At 40.9% G+C, this 20,413-nt stretch carries 19 protein-coding genes; 1 reads left to right on the top strand and 18 read right to left on the bottom strand.

Going from position 1 to position 20,413, the window contains the following annotated elements:
• Positions 1 to 127: 127 nt before the first annotated feature.
• The 17 genes from ileS to EG2_RS16905 all read right to left on the bottom strand — a co-directional run bounded on the left by ileS (position 128) and on the right by EG2_RS16905 (position 18,318).
• Complete coding sequence (ileS, locus tag EG2_RS16985; protein ID WP_060815506.1) at positions 128 to 2,923, bottom strand: isoleucine--tRNA ligase; 2,796 nt, start codon at positions 2,921 to 2,923, stop codon at positions 128 to 130.
• Between the two features lie 374 nt (positions 2,924 to 3,297).
• On the bottom strand, positions 3,298 to 4,047 hold the full coding sequence (locus tag EG2_RS16980; protein ID WP_003127647.1) for a DivIVA domain-containing protein: 750 nt from the start codon (positions 4,045 to 4,047) through the stop codon (positions 3,298 to 3,300).
• A gap of 19 nt (positions 4,048 to 4,066) precedes the next feature.
• Complete coding sequence (locus EG2_RS16975) at positions 4,067 to 4,849, bottom strand: YlmH family RNA-binding protein (RefSeq protein ID WP_003127645.1); 783 nt, start codon at positions 4,847 to 4,849, stop codon at positions 4,067 to 4,069.
• Positions 4,850 to 4,867: 18 nt separating this feature from the next.
• Positions 4,868 to 5,140, bottom strand: coding sequence for a YggT family protein (locus tag EG2_RS16970; RefSeq protein ID WP_029487179.1), 273 nt, complete (start codon positions 5,138 to 5,140; stop codon positions 4,868 to 4,870).
• 17 nt (positions 5,141 to 5,157) lie between these two features.
• Positions 5,158 to 5,769 (bottom strand): cell division protein SepF, encoded by a 612-nt coding sequence (locus EG2_RS16965; RefSeq protein WP_060815505.1) that lies wholly within the window; start codon positions 5,767 to 5,769, stop codon positions 5,158 to 5,160.
• A gap of 13 nt (positions 5,770 to 5,782) precedes the next feature.
• Positions 5,783 to 6,457 carry a YggS family pyridoxal phosphate-dependent enzyme gene (locus EG2_RS16960; protein WP_060815504.1) on the bottom strand — a complete coding sequence of 225 codons (675 nt, stop codon included), beginning with the start codon at positions 6,455 to 6,457 and terminating at the stop codon, positions 5,783 to 5,785.
• A gap of 12 nt (positions 6,458 to 6,469) precedes the next feature.
• Positions 6,470 to 7,708 carry a cell division protein FtsZ gene (gene ftsZ, locus EG2_RS16955; protein WP_003127641.1) on the bottom strand — a complete coding sequence of 413 codons (1,239 nt, stop codon included), beginning with the start codon at positions 7,706 to 7,708 and terminating at the stop codon, positions 6,470 to 6,472.
• 31 nt (positions 7,709 to 7,739) lie between these two features.
• Positions 7,740 to 9,056: a cell division protein FtsA gene (gene ftsA / locus EG2_RS16950; RefSeq protein ID WP_060815503.1), complete on the bottom strand. Its 1,317-nt coding sequence runs from the start codon at positions 9,054 to 9,056 to the stop codon at positions 7,740 to 7,742.
• Positions 9,057 to 9,210: 154 nt separating this feature from the next.
• Entirely contained in the window at positions 9,211 to 10,161 is a 951-nt protein-coding gene (locus EG2_RS16945) for a cell division protein FtsQ/DivIB (protein ID WP_060815502.1), read from the bottom strand.
• 86 nt (positions 10,162 to 10,247) lie between these two features.
• Positions 10,248 to 11,342 (bottom strand): undecaprenyldiphospho-muramoylpentapeptide beta-N-acetylglucosaminyltransferase, encoded by a 1,095-nt coding sequence (gene murG / locus EG2_RS16940; protein WP_060815501.1) that lies wholly within the window; start codon positions 11,340 to 11,342, stop codon positions 10,248 to 10,250.
• Positions 11,339 to 12,715 carry a UDP-N-acetylmuramoyl-L-alanine--D-glutamate ligase gene (gene murD / locus EG2_RS16935; protein ID WP_060815500.1) on the bottom strand — a complete coding sequence of 459 codons (1,377 nt, stop codon included), beginning with the start codon at positions 12,713 to 12,715 and terminating at the stop codon, positions 11,339 to 11,341. The genes murG and murD overlap by 4 nt, the downstream gene beginning before the upstream one ends.
• Before the next feature lie 14 nt (positions 12,716 to 12,729).
• Positions 12,730 to 13,692, bottom strand: coding sequence for a phospho-N-acetylmuramoyl-pentapeptide-transferase (gene mraY / locus EG2_RS16930; RefSeq protein ID WP_060815499.1), 963 nt, complete (start codon positions 13,690 to 13,692; stop codon positions 12,730 to 12,732).
• Positions 13,693 to 13,704: 12 nt separating this feature from the next.
• Positions 13,705 to 15,912, bottom strand: coding sequence for a penicillin-binding transpeptidase domain-containing protein (locus EG2_RS16925; protein ID WP_041119492.1), 2,208 nt, complete (start codon positions 15,910 to 15,912; stop codon positions 13,705 to 13,707).
• The gene (gene ftsL, locus EG2_RS16920) at positions 15,913 to 16,332 is read right to left on the bottom strand and encodes a cell division protein FtsL (protein WP_060815498.1); all 420 of its coding nucleotides are present in this window, start codon (positions 16,330 to 16,332) and stop codon (positions 15,913 to 15,915) included.
• Positions 16,333 to 16,337: 5 nt separating this feature from the next.
• Complete coding sequence (rsmH, locus tag EG2_RS16915) at positions 16,338 to 17,297, bottom strand: 16S rRNA (cytosine(1402)-N(4))-methyltransferase RsmH (RefSeq protein WP_003127632.1); 960 nt, start codon at positions 17,295 to 17,297, stop codon at positions 16,338 to 16,340.
• A gap of 14 nt (positions 17,298 to 17,311) precedes the next feature.
• Positions 17,312 to 17,743, bottom strand: a complete 432-nt coding sequence (gene mraZ, locus EG2_RS16910) for a division/cell wall cluster transcriptional repressor MraZ (protein ID WP_003127631.1) — start codon at positions 17,741 to 17,743, stop codon at positions 17,312 to 17,314.
• Positions 17,744 to 17,949: 206 nt separating this feature from the next.
• On the bottom strand, positions 17,950 to 18,318 hold the full coding sequence (locus tag EG2_RS16905; RefSeq protein ID WP_003127630.1) for a DUF3397 domain-containing protein: 369 nt from the start codon (positions 18,316 to 18,318) through the stop codon (positions 17,950 to 17,952).
• A 332-nt stretch (positions 18,319 to 18,650) separates the two neighbouring features.
• Here EG2_RS16905 and EG2_RS18645 point away from each other — a divergent pair, with 332 nt between their 5' ends.
• Positions 18,651 to 18,770: a DUF4044 domain-containing protein gene (locus EG2_RS18645; protein WP_005471881.1), complete on the top strand. Its 120-nt coding sequence runs from the start codon at positions 18,651 to 18,653 to the stop codon at positions 18,768 to 18,770.
• A gap of 125 nt (positions 18,771 to 18,895) precedes the next feature.
• On the opposite strand, the gene cls is transcribed toward EG2_RS18645, so the two are convergent.
• The gene (gene cls, locus EG2_RS16900) at positions 18,896 to 20,341 is read right to left on the bottom strand and encodes a cardiolipin synthase (RefSeq protein WP_060815497.1); all 1,446 of its coding nucleotides are present in this window, start codon (positions 20,339 to 20,341) and stop codon (positions 18,896 to 18,898) included.
• Between the last annotated feature and the right edge of the window lie 72 nt (positions 20,342 to 20,413).

Raw genomic sequence — 20,413 nt, 5'->3', positions numbered from 1 at the left:
AAAAAAGCTGAGAACTAAGTCAGCACAATGAAATGATCACAAAAAACGTGTGCCATTGGACGATCTAAGTAGATCATCCAATGGCACACTGATAATTTTTGGCTTAACCTTATTTCTCAGCTAATTTTTATTTCTCAAAGCCTTCAGCAACGGCTTCTGGATAATATTCTTCCACCAAATGAGCACAACGCCCGCAAAGTGTTGGCAGTTTCTCATCCACTCCGACATCTGTTCGGACTTGCCGACAACGGTCGCAAACTTCACCATCGGCTTTTTCGATCAAGATTGCACCATCTTCAAATTGTAGCGCTGCTTCTGGAGCGGCACTTCCTGCTTCTTTGATTTCGAAGAAGTCTGGTGAAATGATCAATAATTGGGCCAAATCAGCATCAACAGCCGTTAATAGGTCTGCCAGCGGTTGTGAGGGATAGATGGTCACTTTTGCTTCCAATGACTTACCAATCAGTTTTTCATTCCGTGCTTCTTCTAGTGCTTTCAGGACATTGTCACGGAATGAAAGGAATGCCGTCCACATATCAAGCAACTCAGTTTGATTAGCAAATGATTCATAACTTGGCAATTCAGCTAGTTGAACATAGGCTTCCTCTTCTTTTAAGTGAGACCAGATTTCTTCGGCTGTGTGAGGAATGATTGGCGTCAACAATTTTGTCAAAGCCACTGCCGTTTGGTAAAAGACAGTTTGCATTGCTCGCCGTTGTGGATCATTTTCCGCTTCGATATAAACAACATCTTTCGCAAAGTCTAAATAGAAAGCAGAAAGATCGCCAGTCAAGAAATTGATGATCGTCTTATAGATATGCAAGAAATTGTATTTCTCATACCCATCTTCACGAATGGTTTTGATCGTTTCGTTTAATCGAACCAGCATGTATTTGTCTACAGAGCGTAAGTTTTCATAAGAAACCATATCCGTTTTTGGATCGAAATCAGCCGTATTGGCTAATAAGAAACGCATTGTATTACGGATCTTACGGTAAACCTCGGAGACTTGATTCAAAATATCCATTGAAACTCGGACATCTGCTTCATAATCTACACTGCTAACCCATAGGCGAAGGATATCGGCACCCATTTGCTTGATTACTTTCTCTGGAGCAATGGTATTTCCAAGAGATTTACTCATCTTACGGCCTTCACCATCCAAGGTAAAGCCTTGAGACAAGACTGATTTGTAAGGTGCTTCCCCATTGATCGCCACACTTGTGGTGATACTTGAGTTAAACCATCCACGGTATTGATCTGAACCTTCCAAATACATGTCAGCTGGGAAAGTCAACTCTGGACGTTGACGCAAGACTGCTTCATGAGAAGAACCAGAATCAAACCAAACATCCATGATATCTGTTTCTTTAGAGAATTTGCCATTTGGTGAACCCGGATGCGTAAAGCCTGCAGGCAATAATTCTTCGGCTTCTTTTTCAAACCAGATATTTGATCCGTGTTGTTCAAATAGCGTTGCAACGTGTTCGATCGTTTCTGGCGTAATGATTGCTTCGCCGTTTTCGGCGTAGAAAATTGGCAGTGGTACCCCCCAGGCACGTTGACGTGAGATGACCCAATCGCCTCGATCACGAATCATGTTGTACAAGCGTGTTTTGCCCCAAGGAATAATCCAGTCCACTTTTTCGATCTCATCAAGGATGTTTTGACGGAATTGATCGATTGAAGCAAACCATTGTGGTGTTGCCCGATAGATAACTGGTTTTTTGGTCCGCCAATCATGGGGATAACTATGAACAAAGAAATCAAGTTTCAATAATGCACCTTTTTCTGCTAACAAATCGGTGATCATTGGGTTCGCTTTATCATAGAAGATTCCTTCAAATCCTGGTGCTTCTTCTGTAAACATCCCACGACTATCGACAGGAGATAGGACATCTAATTTGTATTTTTTGCTTACGATGTAGTCGTCTTCCCCGTGCCCAGGAGCAGTATGAACCAATCCAGTACCTGCTTCCAGCGTGACATGGTCACCTAGCATCACCAATGAAGTCCGATCATAGAAAGGATGTTGGCCAGTCATGTATTCTAGTTTTTCTCCAGCAATTTCTTGCAAGATTTCAACACTTTCCCATCCAATAGCTGCTTGAACAGTCTCCAACAAATCTTTGGCAATCACAAATTTACGGCCATCTGCCATGATTTGAACATAGGTAAACGTAGGGTTTACTGAAATCCCTAAGTTTGCTGGTAATGTCCAAGGTGTCGTCGTCCAAATAACGAAAGATGTATCTTCATCAAGGATTCCTTTTCCATCTGCTACAGGAAAAGCGACATAGATCGAAGGTGATTTAACATCTTTGTATTCGATCTCTGCTTCTGCCAATGAAGACTCGCTGGATGGTGACCAGTAGATTGGTTTTAATCCTTTATAGATGTAGCCTTTTTCTGCCATCTTTCCGAATACGCGGATTTCAGCAGCTTCGTAATCAGGTGTCAAAGTGATGTAAGGGTGATCCCAATCACCTGAGATTCCTAAACGTTTGAAGTCCTCACGTTGGGTATCTACTTGTGTCAAAGCATACTCTTCGCATTTTTTGCGATATTCCGCAAGTGTCATTTCTTTGCGTTTGATGCCCTTGTTTGTCAGCACTTGTTCGATCGGCAATCCATGGGTATCCCAACCTGGTACATAAGGTGAGCGGAATCCTGACATTGATTTAGAACGTACAATAATGTCTTTACTGATTTTGTTTAATGCATGACCAATGTGGATATTGCCATTCGCATAGGGAGGGCCATCATGTAAGACAAATGTCGGTTTCCCTTCGTTCAGTGCTTGTCTTTGTTGATAGATATTTTGTTCTTCCCAATCTTTTTGCCATTCGATTTCGCGATTAGGCAAATTCCCCCGCATCGGAAAAGCCGTTTTTCCCAGATGCAATGTTTCTTTCATCTTCATTGTATTCGCTCCTTTTACTGATTACTCATGATTATGGCATGTGCAAGCACATGTCGATCAAACAATTTTGTCTATCCTGCCTCAATTTCAGTGATTTCACTCATTGAATCGACCGGATCCTTCTAATAAGCCCATAGACTATGAAGCTATAAAAAAACACATCCATCCCGGAAAGGGACGAACGTGTTCGTGGTACCACCCAAATTTTATTGTCAGTGACAATTCTTTGTTGATCGGTAACGAGATCAAACGTTGGACTCTACCACTGTTCAAGACCAAGACTAACAGATGATCTAATTTCTTACAGGGTTTTATCCGGCTTCCACTCTCCCAGACTCGCTTTAAAAGTATAAGAAATTTTTCTGTTCTGTATATTAGTCATTTGTTTTATTTAATTCATCTAGTAATTGACGTGCATCATCCAATGTTTTCACTTCTGGATTTTCTTCTACATCAATTTCTTTCTCACTGGATTCCACGATTTCTACTGGACTCTCCACTGCTTCTGAGTTTACTTCAGAATCATTTTCGCTGTCAAGTTCTTTTGATAAAACTTCTTTGATTACTTGATGAGAATCTTTTACATAGCTAGAAAATGGGGCCAAAATTTCTTCCCATTCTGGACTTTTCACTTGCTCTAATTGTGTTTGCAGCATAACCAAAAGATTGTTGTGGAAAACGCGCGTTTTCTTTTTCAAATCATTGGTTTCAGTTGCCAATTGACGCGCATTATTGGTTGCATCCGTCAGAATTTCTTTGGCTTTTTCTTCTGCAGCTGTTGTCAATGCATGAGCGCGTTTTTCGGCATTCGTTACTAATTCATCTGCACGGTTTTGAGCAGAAGTAACGATCACTTCAGATTCTTTGCTTGCGCTCGTTTTTACTTTGTCTGCGGTATCTTGAGCCACGATGATCGATTGGTTCAATGCATCTTTCAATTCATTGAAATACTCAAGTTTTTCTTCTGCATGCTTTAATGATTTTTCTAGTTCACGGTTCTTTTGAACAGCTTCTTCATAATCACGAACGATCATATCTAAGAAATCATCGACTTCATCCTGATTGTAACCGCGCATTTTTACTGAAAAGCTTTTGTTTTGAATATCTAATGGAGTTAATGCCATAAGTTTACACCTCTTTGTTTTATTTACGTAATACACCTAATAACAATCTAACTTTTTCTTTTTTTGTCGTGCCTTCTAACCCCTGAATCTGGATACGCCCAAATCCTCTGATTGATACGATATCCAGTAGATCCAACATAAAATCCGGGCGTAATGTTTCTGTCCAATTGACTTTCACTTTGCCAGACTCGATGAGTTGTTTGGAACGCTGGCGCGAAATATTATAGACAGCAGAAATGACAGTATCCAAACGGAGAGAGCTGACCGTTTCTCGTTCTTCGCTCCAGCCGTCTTTTGGTACGATCAATTCCGTGTACTTCGTTTCTTCGAGGCGAACTGAGACATTCCCGATTTTATCGACCTGTGTTTGGACAAAATGACTGATTTCGCTTGCCACAAATACTTGCCAATTTTCCCCATCAGAAATGATGTCACCAAAGTATTCCCTTTTGACCCCTGTGCCCATTAACGTTCCTAAAACCTTCCCATGACTTAAAACCGTGAATTTTTTTGGATAGATAATGGTGAATAATACCAAATCAAATTCTTCACTTGCTGGTTGGTAATAGTCAGGGTAGATCAGGCACCGTCTTCTTTCAGCAGCTTCATATCCGCCAAAAAATTGAAAACTCAAATCGGTTGATTGCCGAATCAGACTTTCTAAAATGTAGGCTTGCCGCGGATCAAGAAAATCTGTTAAATAGGGTGCGTATTGCATCTGCACTTGTTCAATCCAGCCTTGCGCAGAATCAATAAAAGGGTGCTCATCGCTTCGAAAATGCTGATAGACATTTGCGTTCACCGATATTCACCCCTTACGTTAGAATAAGATTGCTTGTAGAAGAACGAACAGACCTTGCGTTGCTAGCTGCAGAACGATAATGGCAAATGCAATCGTAAAGTCGATGCCAGCGAAACTCAGATTTAGACGATCAAACAAACCTAGATATGGTTCACAGATTTTTGCTAAGAAACGTCCAAATGCTGATTGGTATCCTCCCGGAAACCAAGAAAGCAAGGCATAGATCACTAATAATACTGTATAGAGATATACTGCATCACTGAATAGATTTAATAACCTAAAGACTAAAATATGCTTTCCTCCTTGACTCAGATATCGAAGAAATTACTATCTGCTAATGTTTGAGCAGTTCCCTCGATCTCCATTCCTTTTGGCGTACATAAGAAGATTTCATCTCCAACACGCTTGATATCGCCATCTTCAGCGTACACTGTTCCCGTCAAAAAATCAACTATTCGCCGTGCTTGGTACTCCTCAATTAAATGAAAATTAACAAGTACTGCATCGCCATTGATCACTTGTTTCGCGATTCCCATCGCTTCTGAATAAACTCTTGGTTCTACGATAGTAATCTTGCCTGCAGCCTTGGACTTTATTTCTTTTGTTTTGGGATTACTGCGTTGTTGGGCCATAGAAACGACCTTTTCCTCTGTCTTTTGGACAGGGCGTTGTCTTTCAAAGGACGCACTTGATGCTGTTGAACGCTGCGCTTGCGCTTGCTGTGATGGCATATGGCTTCGTGAAAATGTATTCGTTGGATTTTCAGCACGAGTCGTGCGTGGTGCAACATAAGAACTTCCTTGATTGACGGCGATATTTTGCGGGGATCGCACAGATTCTTGAGCTACCACGCTTTCTTCGTAATAATCTTCTTCATCTGTCAATCCAAAAAAATTGGTCAATTTCTCTTTTAAAGACATATGTCAACCTCCTTTACTCCTGAAATAATGCGGTGCCGATGCGAACAACTGTCGCACCCGCTTGGATCGCAACGGCAAAATCATTACTCATTCCCATACTTGTTTCTGTACATGGAGCATGTGCCAAGTGCAGCGCTGCGATTTTTTCTTGTAATTCTTTCAACTGATGAAAATAATGGAGCTGCTCTGCTTCTGAAGAAGCAAGTGGTGCCATGGTCATCAAGCCGATGACATTGATTTTATCAAAGGGCTCCAGCTCTTCAATAAATGAAACAACGTCTTCTGGTGCAATTCCTTGTTTACTTGCTTCACCTGAAATATTGACTTCTACAAAACAAGCAATCGTTTTTGCTGCTCGTTTTTGAATTTCTTGCGCCAATTTCAGCGAATCTAACGCATGGAAATAATCAACTTCATTTATAATTGATTTTACCTTTCTGCGTTGCAAATTACCAATAAAATGCCAGTTTACTTCTGGAAAATCTGCTAGTTGCTGCTTTTTTTCCAGGAGTTTTTCTACACGGTTTTCCGCACAGTCAGTGACACCAGCTTCGATGATCTTCCGTGTTTTTTCACTGTCGACAGATTTTGTCACAGCAACCAGACGAACCTCACTTGCTTTTCTAGAAACAAGAGCACAAGAATCCTGGATCTCTTGCTGGATCTTGTGCAAGTTCTCAGAAATCATGTGCTCTGCCTCCTAGCGTTTGCGACGGAAGAATGGTGGTGTACTTAATTCATCGTCGTCATTTGTTTTTACTTCATCTCTGTTGAATGTATCAAATTCTTTTTTTTCAACATTCTCAAATTGGCTTTCTTCTACTTTAGGACGAACGTTTTGTTCTTTACGAATATCCCAATCGCCAAAGCCATGATCATCTTCTACGTGTGAAGGTTTCGCTTGATCCATATCTAGCGTTGGTTTTTGTGGAATAGAATGGATTTGACTTTGTCTGCTTGTACGAGAAGAGCGTTCCTTTTTTGAAGGATCGATACCTGTTGCAATCACAGTCACGCGGATTTCATCTCCTAAGTCTTCATTGATTGAAGTTCCTAGAATAATGTTTACGTCGCCTGTTGCAGCACTTGCTACGATATCAGAAGCATCTTGTGCTTCAAATAAAGTCATGTCTAATCCGCCAGTGATGTTCAGTAAGACTTGTTCTGCACCATCGATAGATGTTTCTAGCAATGGAGAAGAGATCGCCTTTTTCGTTGCTTCGATGACACGTTCTTCGCCGCTAGCAACACCAATACCCATCAATGCTGTTCCTTGATTTTCCATTACTGTTTTCACGTCAGCAAAGTCCAAGTTGACATAGCCTGGTGCAGTAATCAGATCAGAGATCCCTTGTACCCCTTGACGCAATACATTGTCTGCTTCACGGAACGCTTCCAACATTGGTGTCTTCTTGTCAACAACTTCCAATAAACGGTTGTTGGAGATGATCAATAATGTATCGACGTTTTCTTTTAGTTTTGCAATTCCTTCAGCTGCGAAACGGCCACGTTTTGGTCCTTCAAATGTGAATGGACGAGTTACTACGCCGACTGTCAATGCGCCGATTTCTTTGGCAAGTTTTGCAACGATTGGAGCTGCCCCTGTTCCGGTACCTCCACCCATGCCGGCAGTGATAAAGATCATATCAGCGCCTTGCAAAGAATCACGAATTGCGTCTTCACTTTCTTCTGCTGCTTTTTCTCCAACTTCAGGTTGAGAGCCAGCACCTAGACCGCGAGTATATTTAGGGCCTAATTGGATCACTGTTTCAGCTTTTGAATTTTTCAATGCTTGCACATCTGTATTGGCAGCGATAAATTCGACACCTTTAACGTTTTCTTCGATCATACGGTTGACAGCATTGCCGCCGCCGCCGCCGACACCGATAACTTTGATTACAGCGCCATCATTGATATTGTTATCAATTGAAAATTCCATAGTTTATCTTCCTCCTGAGTATCGTTTTAGATTATTCAAAGATATTTGAGAAGAAATCTTTGACACGATTCGTGATCGATTCGCCTTTCTTCTCTTCTTCTGGTTCTTCATAAGTTTCTTCTGGAGCCTCGTACTGCTCATAAGAAATCTCTTGTTGAACAGCAACAGGTTGTTGCGTCGTTCGTTCACCCGTGATCGCGCTTTTAGCAAGCTGATAAACTTCACTTAAATTAGCAGAATAATCAACGATACTGATCACATTAGTGAAAACCGGATTTCTCAATCCCATATGGTTTGGCACGTATAATTTCACATTTGTTTCGAAGACTTCCTGTGCTAAATCGACAACGCCAGGTAAGCTAGCAGCTCCGCCAGTCAAAATAATTCCGCCTGGCAATTCAAATGCATCGATTTCATTCAAGACATCTTTTGATTTATTAAAGATTTGCTCCATCCGTGCTTCGATGATTTCAGCAAGATACCGTTCATCGATTTTGACAGGTTCAGATTTACCAATGACGTCCACTGGGAATTCTTCGCTTGCCGATGTACGTTCAGGATAAGCATCACCATAATTGATTTTTAGCGCTTCTGCATTATTGAAAGAAGTATTCAACACAGTGGAAATGTCTTTTGTTACAAATTCTCCACCTTCTTGATTGACATGGGTGAATTTCAACTGTTTGTCATGCATTACCGAAGTCGTTGTTTGACCGCCACCAATATCAATCACGATCGTACCAAAGTCTTTTTCGCCATCTGATAAAATCGATTCAGTCAAAGCTAGTGGTGTGATTACAAGTTCGTTGACAATCAAGCCGGACTTTTCAACACATTTGCGAATATTGTGCAAAATCGTTTTAGGGCCTGTATAAACTACCCCAAACATCTCCAAGCGGACACCGATCATTCCGCGAGGATCTTTGATCCCTTCAAAGCCATCCACAGTAAACTCTTGCGGTAAAATGGCAATGATCTGTCTTTCAGGAGGTGTAGATCGAACGAGCGCTGCTGATGCTACGTTACGCACGTCTTCATCTGTGATTTCTTTTGATTCGCTGTTGACAGCAATCATCCCTTGGCAATTTTCAACTTCTAACAGATTGGCTGGCACACCCACGCTCACACTGCGAATTTGGATACCCGCTTTTTCTTCTGCTTGTCTTACTGCTCTTTGGATGGCTTGAACCGTCTTGTCAATGTCTACAATGATTCCGCGGTTGATTCCTTCTGATTTTGCATTTCCTACACCAATAATGTTCATTTGGCTATCAACGTATTCAGCTACAACAACTTTCACAGATGTCGTACCAATATCGAGGCCAACATACATTCCCGTTTTTGCCATGGATGGGGTTCCCTCCTACTTAATTTGCATATATCGCGAACCTTGAAAAGTTCGTATTTATATCTAATTAGAATAATTTGTTCACTGTTACCAATTCTACCATATAATAGCGATTTTTAGAAACAAGTTAATGAAAAAAACTCTTGAATTTTTCCTAAGAATCCCCTTCGGTCGATTGTTCTGTTGCCGAGTCACTGTCATTTGTATTGGAAATCGGATAGGTAAAGATGCCCACTTCCATATCAATGATACTGTCTTCTTTCAAATCTTTTGCGATTTGCGGATAATACTGCATTTGACTAGCCATATTTGAAATGTTCACAATCACTTGGTTACCATCATTCATATAGATCGTTAACAACTCGTCATTACTGTCCCGAGGCGTGTACTTGATTTGAGAAATTCCTTCACGAATCTCTTGACTGAGTTTCTGATAAGCAGTCAGTACTTCTTTGATTTTTGACTGATCCGAAAAGCTCTCTAAAATAGGTAGTCCTTCCAGAGGCTGATCACTCGGTTCATTGATCACGACACCACTTTCAAGAATAGGTGAATAATGATTATCGCTTGCTAGCAATGCCACCTCTTGGTACTCCGATACTCGAATCTCGAACTGGTTTAAAGAAGTGATTGTCACTTGAACATTTTTGACACGAGGCAACGCTTTTTTGATGGCTTGTTCCGTTTGTTCGCGGTCAAAATACTGCGGCCATATTTCTTCTCCAGTCGTTAAATCCGAATGTTCGATAATTGATTGGGCGGACACTTGATCATTGCCCACGACTTTAACATCCGCTAACTTACTCAACGGGGAGACGTAATACAGAATAAATAACAACGGGATCAGCAAAACACCAATAATCAACAGCAATCGGCGCAACAATACTCGATTACGGTATTTTTTTAAATTGGGCAATCGATCAGCAAAAGAGCGGGGAGCATGTTCTGAATCTTCAGTCTCTGCGCCTTCCTCGTGATTTTCTTCTGTTTGGTCTTCTGATTGTTCTTCATCTGAGTGAATCCCGGAAATGACAGAGGGTGACCATACAGGCTGATCGCCTTTTTCTTTTTGATAACGCAGATTTTCTTTCTGCCAAGGGGTCAATTCTTCTGTCGTGGGGGTGGTTTGATCATCATGAGATTTCTTATCTTTACTGATGACAATCTCTCCTTTCTATCCAACACATTGTACTATTTGATTACCTCTTGCACAAGTCGAAATAGTCGCTCAGATGCATCACTGATTCCTTGCTCTTTCGACGCCTTTGCCATTTCCATCCGTACGTTTTCATCACTCATGATCGCATCGACACACTCAATTAGATTTTGACTGTTCAACTCATTGTCTGCAATCATCTTGACTGCCCCAGCATTGACTAAGCTTTGCGCATTTTTTGTTTGATGATCATTCGTCACATAAGGACTAGGAATCAAAATCGCTGGTAATCCCAATGCAGTAAATTCAGCGATCGATGTAGCGCCAGCTCGTCCGATCAACAAGTCACTATTCGCCATGACTTCTGCCATTTGATCGATGTAGGGGCGAATGCTGATATTTGGAAAGGCATCTTTCGACATACCGATCTTCTCTTCGATTTCTTGGTAATAACGGTCACCAGAAGCATATAACAGTTGATAATCTTTCTTTGCAAAAAGCGGAATTGCTTCGATAATCGCTTGATTGATTTTCAGTGCTCCTTGACTGCCGCCAAATACTAAAACAGTTTTTTTCTTAGGATCAAGGTCATAGGAAGCAAGGATCGCAGACTTCTGACTGTTTTTTACTTCTTGCCCGCGGGGATTCCCCACCAAGACCGTCTTCTTTTCCGGAAAATAGTGCGCTGCATCCTGAAAAGCAATAGCAATCTTGTCCACATATCTGGTCAAAAATTTATTAGTGATTCCAGGAACACTATTTTGTTCATGGATGATGGTTGGGATCTTAAGTGTTGATGCCGCGTAGACCACAGCACCAGAGACATAGCCCCCTGTCCCGATCACTACATCCGGTTGAAATTCTCTGAGTATTTTCTTTGCTTCACGATAACTTTTCAGGAAAAGTTGGACTGTTTTGACATTGTCCAATGAAAGTTTTCGTTTAAAGCCTTGTATTTCTAACGTCTTAAAAGGAATCCCGGTTGGTGGAACGATTTTGTTCTCTAATCCACGGGTAGCCCCAATATATAAAAATTCAGCTGTTGGATCAATGGAACGAACATAATCGACAAAAGACAATGCCGGGTAGATATGCCCGCCGGTTCCTCCACCAGTTACTAGTATTTTCATTCACTTCGCTCATTTCTGTTAAGTTCTGCTACTGCCGCCATAAATTTATCCCCCCGTACTTCAAAGTTCGGGTATTGGTCCCAGCTTGCATTGGCCGGTGATAATAAAACGGTATCTCCCGGTTGGCTTAATTGATAAGCCAAAGGAACAGCTGTAGTTACATCTTCTGTCAATTTAATCGTTTTGATTCCTGCTTTACGTGCGGTTTCAGCAAGTTTCTCTTTTGTTTGTCCGAACAAAACAATCGCTTTGAGATCTTGCAGTGATGGAATCAGCTCATCAAAGGAGTTGCCGCGATCCAATCCTCCAGCCAACAAAATCAACTGATCCTTTTGGAAACCACCTAAAGCCATCTCTGTCGCCAAGCTATTCGTGGCTTTCGAATCATTGAAAAAGCGAACCCCTTCAATCGTATCAACATACTGAGTACGGTGTGGTACACCGCTAAATGTATGCAATGCTTGAACGATAGCCTCATTTGCTATCCCTTCTAATTTTGCCACTGCAATCGCAGCTAATGCATTTTCAACATTGTGACTGCCGGGAACGCCCAGTTCAGAAACAGGCATAATTGCCTCATCTTTGAAATACAGCTGCTCTTCAAAAATATACGCACCAACCACTTTTTGTTGTGTCGAGAATGGAACCACTTTTGCTTGTGTTTGTTGAGAAAGTTCGACTAATTCTGGCTGGTTCCAATTGATGACTAGAAAATCTTCTGCTGTCATATTTTGCTGTAGCCGCCATTTGGCCCGCACATATTCGGATCGATTGCCATGATAATCTAGATGGGCTTCATAAATATTCGTGATGACCGCAATCTTGGGATGTAATGTTTCGATCCCCATCAATTGGAAGCTGGAAAGTTCCATGACCAAGCGATCTTTAGCGCTAGCGGTTTGAGCGACGGTACTTGCTGGAAAGCCAATGTTTCCAGACAACAATGCCCGGCCTTCAGTAAACCCCGTATTTAAAACATTAGCGATCATCGTCGTGGTCGTGGTCTTTCCATTCGTTCCAGTGATCCCAATGATCGGTGCTTCCGAAATTTTGTAAGCTAACTCTACTTCCGTAATGATTGGGATATTTTTTTCGATCGCTTTTTGGACAATAGGCTGATCATAAGGAATCCCAGGATTTTTGACCACAAGTGAAAAGCCCTCATCCAGTAGCTCAATTGGGTGACTGCCGGTGATTACTTTAACGCCTAACGCCAAAAGATCCTGTGCTTCTGGATTTTCGGCAAAGGGTTTCCCGTCATTAACAGTAACAAGTGCGTCCAAATCATGTAACAATTTAGCCGCACTGAACCCACTTTTTGCTAATCCTAGCACAAGAACTTTTTTATTTTGATATTCATTTATATTTTTCATATGATTCATCTCTCCTACCATACAATCACTAATGTGATGATCGAACATCCTAAAGCAATCAGCCAAAAAATTGTATCGATCTTCCATTCCGACCAGCCACTCATTTCAAAATGGTGATGAATAGGCGACATTTTAAAAATCCGTTTACCAGTCAATTTGAAAGAAGCGACTTGCAGCATGACACTTGCTGTTTCAATCACATAGACAAGTCCGACAAGTAATAATGTCCATTCTTGGTGAAGCAGTATTGAAACTGCTGCTAAAAGACCGCCCAATGCAAGGGAGCCCACATCACCCATGAAGATTTTAGCTGGTTTACGATTGTAAGGGAAGAAGCCGATCAATCCTCCAATGACCGCTAAGCAGACGATCAGGATATCGATTTGATCTTGACGCCAAGCAATGAGGCCATAAGTTGCAAATGAGATCGTACCGAGTCCAGCAACCAAGCCGTCAATACCATCTGTTAAGTTGACGGCGTTTGAAAAGCCAACTAACCAAAAAATCACAAATGCGCCGTAAAAGATCGATAGCGGCAGTTCAAATCCAAAGAGATTCAAAACATTCGCATTGCCTTCTGATAAAAAGACCAGATAAAAGACAATCCCACCGACGATTTGTCCAATCAATTTTTGTAAAGAGTTTAGACCCATGTTGCGTTTCTTGAAAATTTTGATGAAATCGTCCAAGAATCCAAGCGCACCATAAACCAGGATAATAAATAACAAAATGAACAGCGATGCGGTCAACTGCTTTTGCCATGCGCCAACCCAAATTGCTGTGATCAATGCCGCAATCAAAAATACGAAGCCGCCCATTGTAGGAGTGCCAGCTTTGACATTGTGCCATTTTGGCCCTTCTCCTCGAATTTCTTGTCCGTATTTTTTCATTTGAAAATAGCCGATAAACAGCGGCATTGCAGCAGTAACGATTGCAAAACTACTGGCAAGTGGCAATATCATCTCTGTCCATTCCATAGTGTTCTCTCCCTATTCTTTTTCGCTCAATTTGAAGGTGATTGTTTGATCTGTGATTTCCTCATAAGGTGCAAGACTTTGGGAAACACAATACCCGTCGCCCTCAAATTTGACATCGACATCCAACATGTTGCCCAATTTGACTAAATCAGCTTTTGACCATGTGGTGGTGTCAGGCATATAAATTTTGTCACTATCCGTTAGCAAAAGAAGTCGCTCTCCTGGCAGTACTTTCGATCCACTGTCCACAGACTGATCGATAACTGTTTTTCCATCCCCTAATACTACAGGTGCTAGACCAATTTTTTGTACATCAGTTGCCGCGGTAGTTGTATCTAATTTACGATAATCATTGACGGTTACTTTCTGACTGTTTTCTGTTGCTGTTTCTTCTAATGTTGCTTTCTTTAAATCCATCACGCGTTTCATCAACGGATTGGCGATTTTTGCCAATGCTTCACTGTCGTGGTGTTCTGGTAATTTAATTGTTAGATAAAGAATGTATTCAGGGTCTTCTGAAGGAACCATTTCTACGATTGAGTACAAGTAATTGGAATCCCCAGATAAGTATTTCCCAGTTTTTGGATCAGCTACTTGGGCAGTCCCAGTTTTTGCTGAAATATTGTAACCAGGTACACTATAGACACCATAGGCACTTCCGTAGTTTTCACTTTCTACCACATCACGCATATATTCTCGAACTTTCGTCGCTGCTTGTTCCGTGATAGGGTGTCCGACAACTTCTGGCTGTGTTACGGTCTCTTCCCCTGTTTCATTGTCCACGATTTTGCTGATGTATTGCGGCTTGACCATCGTGCCGTTATTTGCGACTGCGGTAAAAGCCTGCATCATTTGAAAATTCGTCACACCGATTGCTTGACCAAATGAAGTCATTGCTTGACTGACCGGATTATTTTCCGGCATGATCCCAGTATTCTCATTTGGCAGACCTGAGTACGTACTGCGACCAAATCCAAACTGTTGCAAGTATTGTTGCCAACGGTCTGTCATTCGTTGTTCCAAAGTAACCATCCCAATATTACTTGACCAAGAAAGAGCTTGACGCATCGTCAATGTTCCTTTTTGACCAAAGTCCCAGTCATTGATTGTCGCATCATACAGTTTCAATCCATCCGGACTTGGTGTAAAAGTTTCATTTTCATCGAATATTCCTTGATCGATAGCAGCAGCTGTGGTTAAGACTTTCATGGTCGATCCTGGCTCATAGTTGTCTTCGACCAATAAATTCTGCCAGGTCTTGATGGTACTTAAATCATCAGGATCATAGGTTGGCCTTTGTGCCATCGCCTCGATTTCTCCTGTTTTTGCATTCATTAATGTGGCAGTCAGATCTTCTGGCTTGTATTCTTTGAACACTTTATCCATGAGCGTTTCTAAATAGCTTTGAATCCGGCTATCAATGGTTGTATAGATATCTTTGCCATCTACCGCTGCCACTGATTCTGCCACCGTTCCCGGTAGTGGATTTTGATTGTTATCCTTTTGATAGACGATTTTCCCGTCTGTTCCGGATAATACATCATCATAAGCAGCTTCTAGACCAGTTTTTCCTACTAAGCCAGAAGAGTCGTTCTCCTCATTTTCTGCTAGAGCATAGCCGATAAAGTGAGAAGAGAAAATTCCGTTAGGATACATTCTAGAAGGATGATCTGTAAAATAAAGGCCAGCGATTCCTTCTTTTTTCATTGCTTCTTCGATCGCTGTCTTTTTCTCCAGCGTCATTTTACTTCCTTGACTACCAAATTCTACTTGCCAACGTTCTTCTTTTAGGCCTTTTTCCAATGTTTGCACAGCCTCATTCTGATCAATACCTAGTTGCTCATTCAGAATTTTGGCTAATTTATCAAAGTTCTTCTCTTCAGCATATAAATTCTTTTTCCCACTAACGTAGGATTTTGACAAAATAGCATACACAGAATAAGAAGTTGCATCTTCTGCAATCGCGATCCCGTTGCGATCATAGATCGTCCCGCGTTTTGCTTTGACAACTTCGCTTCCTTGATAAAGGCTTTTGGTTTTCTCAGCCAATGAAGTACCTGCCACATTACCTACGATAACAATGTAGCTCAAACGCGTGACAAACAAAAAGAACAATCCAATACTCGTAGCAAAGAGAATAATACCTACTTTTTTGCGATTGTTCGTTGTAGTTTGATTTTTCTTTTTCAAGTATTGCTTGAATTTATCTGTTAGCTTCATTTAATCCACTTTCCTTAAATTGTCATCATCGATCGACAATCCTTTATCCTCAGCAACCTTTTTGATACGCTCAGTTTTAGAAAGTTCGTTTCTTTCTTGCTCTAATTGTTCTGCTTGACTATTTTTTTCATTGATGTCTGATTGGATCAGTGAAATATCATGTTCGACTTGACTGATCGTAGTCCGAATATTGATCGTCAGGATCGCTAATGTCAAAACGGCAATGATCACAAATGCTGCAATCAGTTTTTCTAAATTAGAGATACTTTTTAACCGGCGAGCAGGAGATGCTGGTACACGGATAACCTCAGGACGCTCAGGTTCGCTTGGCAGCTGTTCAATTGTCGGTTCAGAGTGAGCATAAAACTCTTGTTCAGACGTTTCTTCAAATTCATAATCATGAACTTTTAGTTCTGCCATAATTGCTAACCTTCGCTTTCCTTCATTTTTTCCGCGATCCGCAGTTTAGCACTACGGGAACGATTATTTTCAGATACTTCTTCTTCAGAGGGAAGAAGTGGTTTTCGAGTAATTAATTTTAGTACTGGTTGAAATTCTTCGGGGATAATCGGCAACCCTGGTGGCACATCTTTGGGGGTACTGTAAGCTTTGAACGTAGACTTGACGATTCGATCTTCTAAAGAATGGAAAGTGATAACACTGATTCGTCCATTTTTTTCCAATAAATCGATGGCCTGTTCCAAAGATTCTTCAATGACACCTAATTCATCATTCACAGCAATCCGAATGGCTTGGAAGATCCGTTTGGCCGGGTGTCCGCCTTTGCGCCGCGCCGGAGCGGGAATCGCTGTTTTGATAATCTCGACTAATTCTCCAGTCGTTTCGATTGGTTTATTTGCTCGTGTTCGTTCAATTTCACGAGCAATTTGTTTTGAAAATTTTTCTTCTCCATAACGGAAAAAGATTTTTACAAGTTGGTGATAATCAAATTGATTCACTACCTCATAAGCAGTCAAAGCAGCCGACTGATCCATCCGCATATCTAATGGTGCATCCTGATGATAGCTGAACCCACGTTCTGCTTCATCTAATTGTGGCGAAGAAACGCCTAAATCATACAACACACCACTTACTTGATCGACACCCTGTTGCTGCAAAGCTTCCTTTAAATAGCGGAAATTGCTTTTTATAAACGTGACCATTCCTTTAGCCACATAAGGCGCTAAGCGTTCTTTGGCATGATCGATCGCTTTTTGATCTTGGTCAAATGCGTAGAGGTGTCCCTCTTCTGATAATTGGGACAATAAATATTCACTATGACCCGCTCCACCTAATGTACAATCGACATAGATTCCATCCGGACGAATAGCTAAACCGTCCACTGTCTCCTTCAACATTACGGTGTAGTGTTGAAATTCTGCCATGCGCTTTCCTCTTCCTATAAGCCAAAATCAATCATTGTTTCAGCAATTTCATCAAAATTTTCTTCTGCTTCAGTGGTAAATGCTTGCCAACGCGCTTCATCCCAGATCTCAATCCGGTTGGAAACGCCGATGATCACGCAGCTTTTCATAAGTGACGCGTGTTCTCGCAAGGTTGCCGGAATATTGATACGACCTTGTTTGTCGATCTCACACTCCGTGGCAGCGGAATAAAAGAAACGTACGAATGTCCGAGCATCTTTCTTCGCCAAGGGCATTTCGTTCAGTTTTTCTTCTAGTTTTTCCCATTCAGATAAGGGGTAGCCAAATAAACAGCCATCTAATCCACGTGTCACAACAAATTTTTCTCCGAGTTTTTCTCGCAGTTTTGAAGGAACGATTAGTCGGCCTTTTGCATCTATCGAATGTTGAAATTCACCCATAAACATCGATAAATAACCCCCGATCTCCACCTGATAATCACAGTCTACCACAATCCCCCACTTTCTACCACATTTAACGTGAAATTTAAAAGTGAAGTTCTTTGACTAATTTTTACCAAACGAAAAAACAGGAGTTTCTTTCTCTTAAAAAGTTTTTAAAAAAACTTTAAGCAGAAAAATCTCGATGGGATAAGGGTTCTCCCTGTCACAAATTACAAATACTTGACGATATTTAAAATGATCAAAACAACATGGAAAATCAATGTAAACAAAAAGATACTCCGCCAGTACATTTTGATATATCTGCCATACTGGATTTCTTCGTAATAATACGCTTGAAAGACAGCTAAGAGAATCCCCAGTAATAAGATAGAGATCAAATAATAGGGAGTGATCGATTGCTCAAAGGTATTCTTTGATAACTGATGAATCCCAATCACCAAAAAAGGCACAGCTAAGTCGGGTGCCTTCAGTCCAAACCGTTCTTTCAAAGACAACGCAGAAACTAAAAATCTGCAAGCAAAAAAAACGACTAATGGAAAGATATACCAAAATAAAACAGCAGGCCCAAATCCAGACATACAAACAATTCCTTTCTAACAGCTAGTGTAACTATACTTTATTTTCTTTACATCTATGTTTCAGTTCGTTTAAAAATCCGCGGTCCAATAAGACAGTCTGCAATCTTTTACTTTCCTTATTCAAGCATCCTGCTTATTTTTCTACTTATTTTTTCTCTATGTCTTTACTAATTAAAACAGAACAACCACCCTTCAACAAGAGAATCTTTGAAAAAACTTTTTGTGCTCTTGCAAAATATTCAAGATTTCTTAATTTATAAGAATAGCAGCTTGAGTTCTTTGGTGATTGGAGGTAAACTGTGACTAGAAATCAATCTAAAAGGTGGATCACGATGAACGAAAAAAAACCAAAAAGCACCTTCGCCAAAATCACTCAAGTAGTTATTTGGACAATGCTTATTTTGACAGTTGGGTCAGTTTTTCTGGCAGCCTACACAAGTATCATGAAATAATAAAAAACAGCAGTTGCATGAATCACCTTCTAACGTTGATCCAAAAAACAAACGTTAGAAGAGGTGCTTCAGCATTACTGCTGTTTTTTGTTACCCAACTTTCACTTACGTTTACTAAGTAGTTTCTATAAAAGCGGCGAAACAAGTCGTGCTAATCCCTCTTTGACCTTGATCAATAATCGGCGATTCCGGTATTTTTCTAAAGTCAATTCCTCTGAATCCTCGGAGTCAGCAAAAAATGCTTGGCGCGCTTCCTCAGCAACTTTTGCATCATAGACAACTGTATTGACCTCAAAGTCAAGTCGAAACGAACGAACATCAATATTCGCAGAACCAATCGAAACGACCCCACTGTCCACAATCATCGTTTTGGCGTGCATAAAACCTTTCTCATAAGTCTCTACCACTGCACCGTAGGCTAATAACTCAGCAGCAAAGGAGTAAGTTGCCCAATAGACAAGTGGATGATCTGGCTTATTAGGGATCTGCAAATGAACAGAAACACCGGACAAAAGTGCCAGTTTCAAGGCATTGTGGATCGATTCATCAGGAATATAATAGGGAGTTTGAATCAAAATTTCTTTTTTGGCTAAATTAATCATCTTCAAATAAGTTATCTTTATTTCTTCGTGTTCTGAATCAGGACCGCTAGTCACTACCTGTGCGGCAATCGTTCCGTTTGTTTCGATCATTGGAAACAACGCTGCTTCATATTTGATTTCGATAGCATGTTGTGAATTCCAGTCCATCAAAAACCGGTTTTGCAGTGAGTAAACAGCTGGACCTAAAATTCGCAGATGATTATCCCGCCAATAACCAAATTTTTCTACCTCACCTAAATATTCATTTCCAACATTGAAACCACCGGTATAACCAATCTTGCCGTCGATCACGACAATTTTCCGATGATTGCGATAATTGATCCGAGGATTGAGATAAGGAACGAACAACGGGAAAAAGAACGCGACTTGACCGCCATGAACCCGTAATTCATCGAAGAATTTCAATGAAACCTGGGTGCTGCCCCAAGCATCCAAAAGCACACGGACTTTCACTCCTCGTTTGGCTGCACGGATCAAAGCATCTCGTACTTCTACCCCCAATGTATCACTGCGATAAATATAATATTGCATATGGATATGATCTGTGGCGCCTTCAATATCTTTGAGCAATGCATCAAATTTTTTTCGACCATCTTTATAAAGAGTCATTTCATTTGTAGTGGTATATAACGACTGACCATAGATCGTCAATAAATAAACGAGCTGTTTGACTTCTACTTGCGCAGTGGGCGGATGGGGATAAAGATTCCGCTGCAGCGCTTGCTTTTGCTCTTCTAGCTCCACGTTCAAACCAATTTTGGCTTGTGTCCTCAAATCGAAAATTTTTTCTTTGGAGATTCCGCGGCCAAAGAAAAAATAGAGTACAAATCCCACGACTGGTATAAACAATAAAACAAGCAACCATGCCCATGTCTGAGCCGTTTGCCGTCTTTCTCTAAAAATAATCACGATCGACAACAAAATGTTCACGAAGAAAATGATCGTGAACAGGTTATCCATAACTAACATACCAACCCTCACCTCTCCTAAAAGAATAGCGAACTTGCAGTCTAAAGTAAAGGTATCGGCAAATGAAAAAGG

The sequence above is a fragment of the Enterococcus gallinarum NBRC 100675 genome, assembly GCF_001544275.1.
Lineage (GTDB): Bacteria > Bacillota > Bacilli > Lactobacillales > Enterococcaceae > Enterococcus_D > Enterococcus_D gallinarum.
Note: the sequence above shows the minus strand (reverse complement) of the source record. Positions and strands in the feature narration are given on the sequence as shown.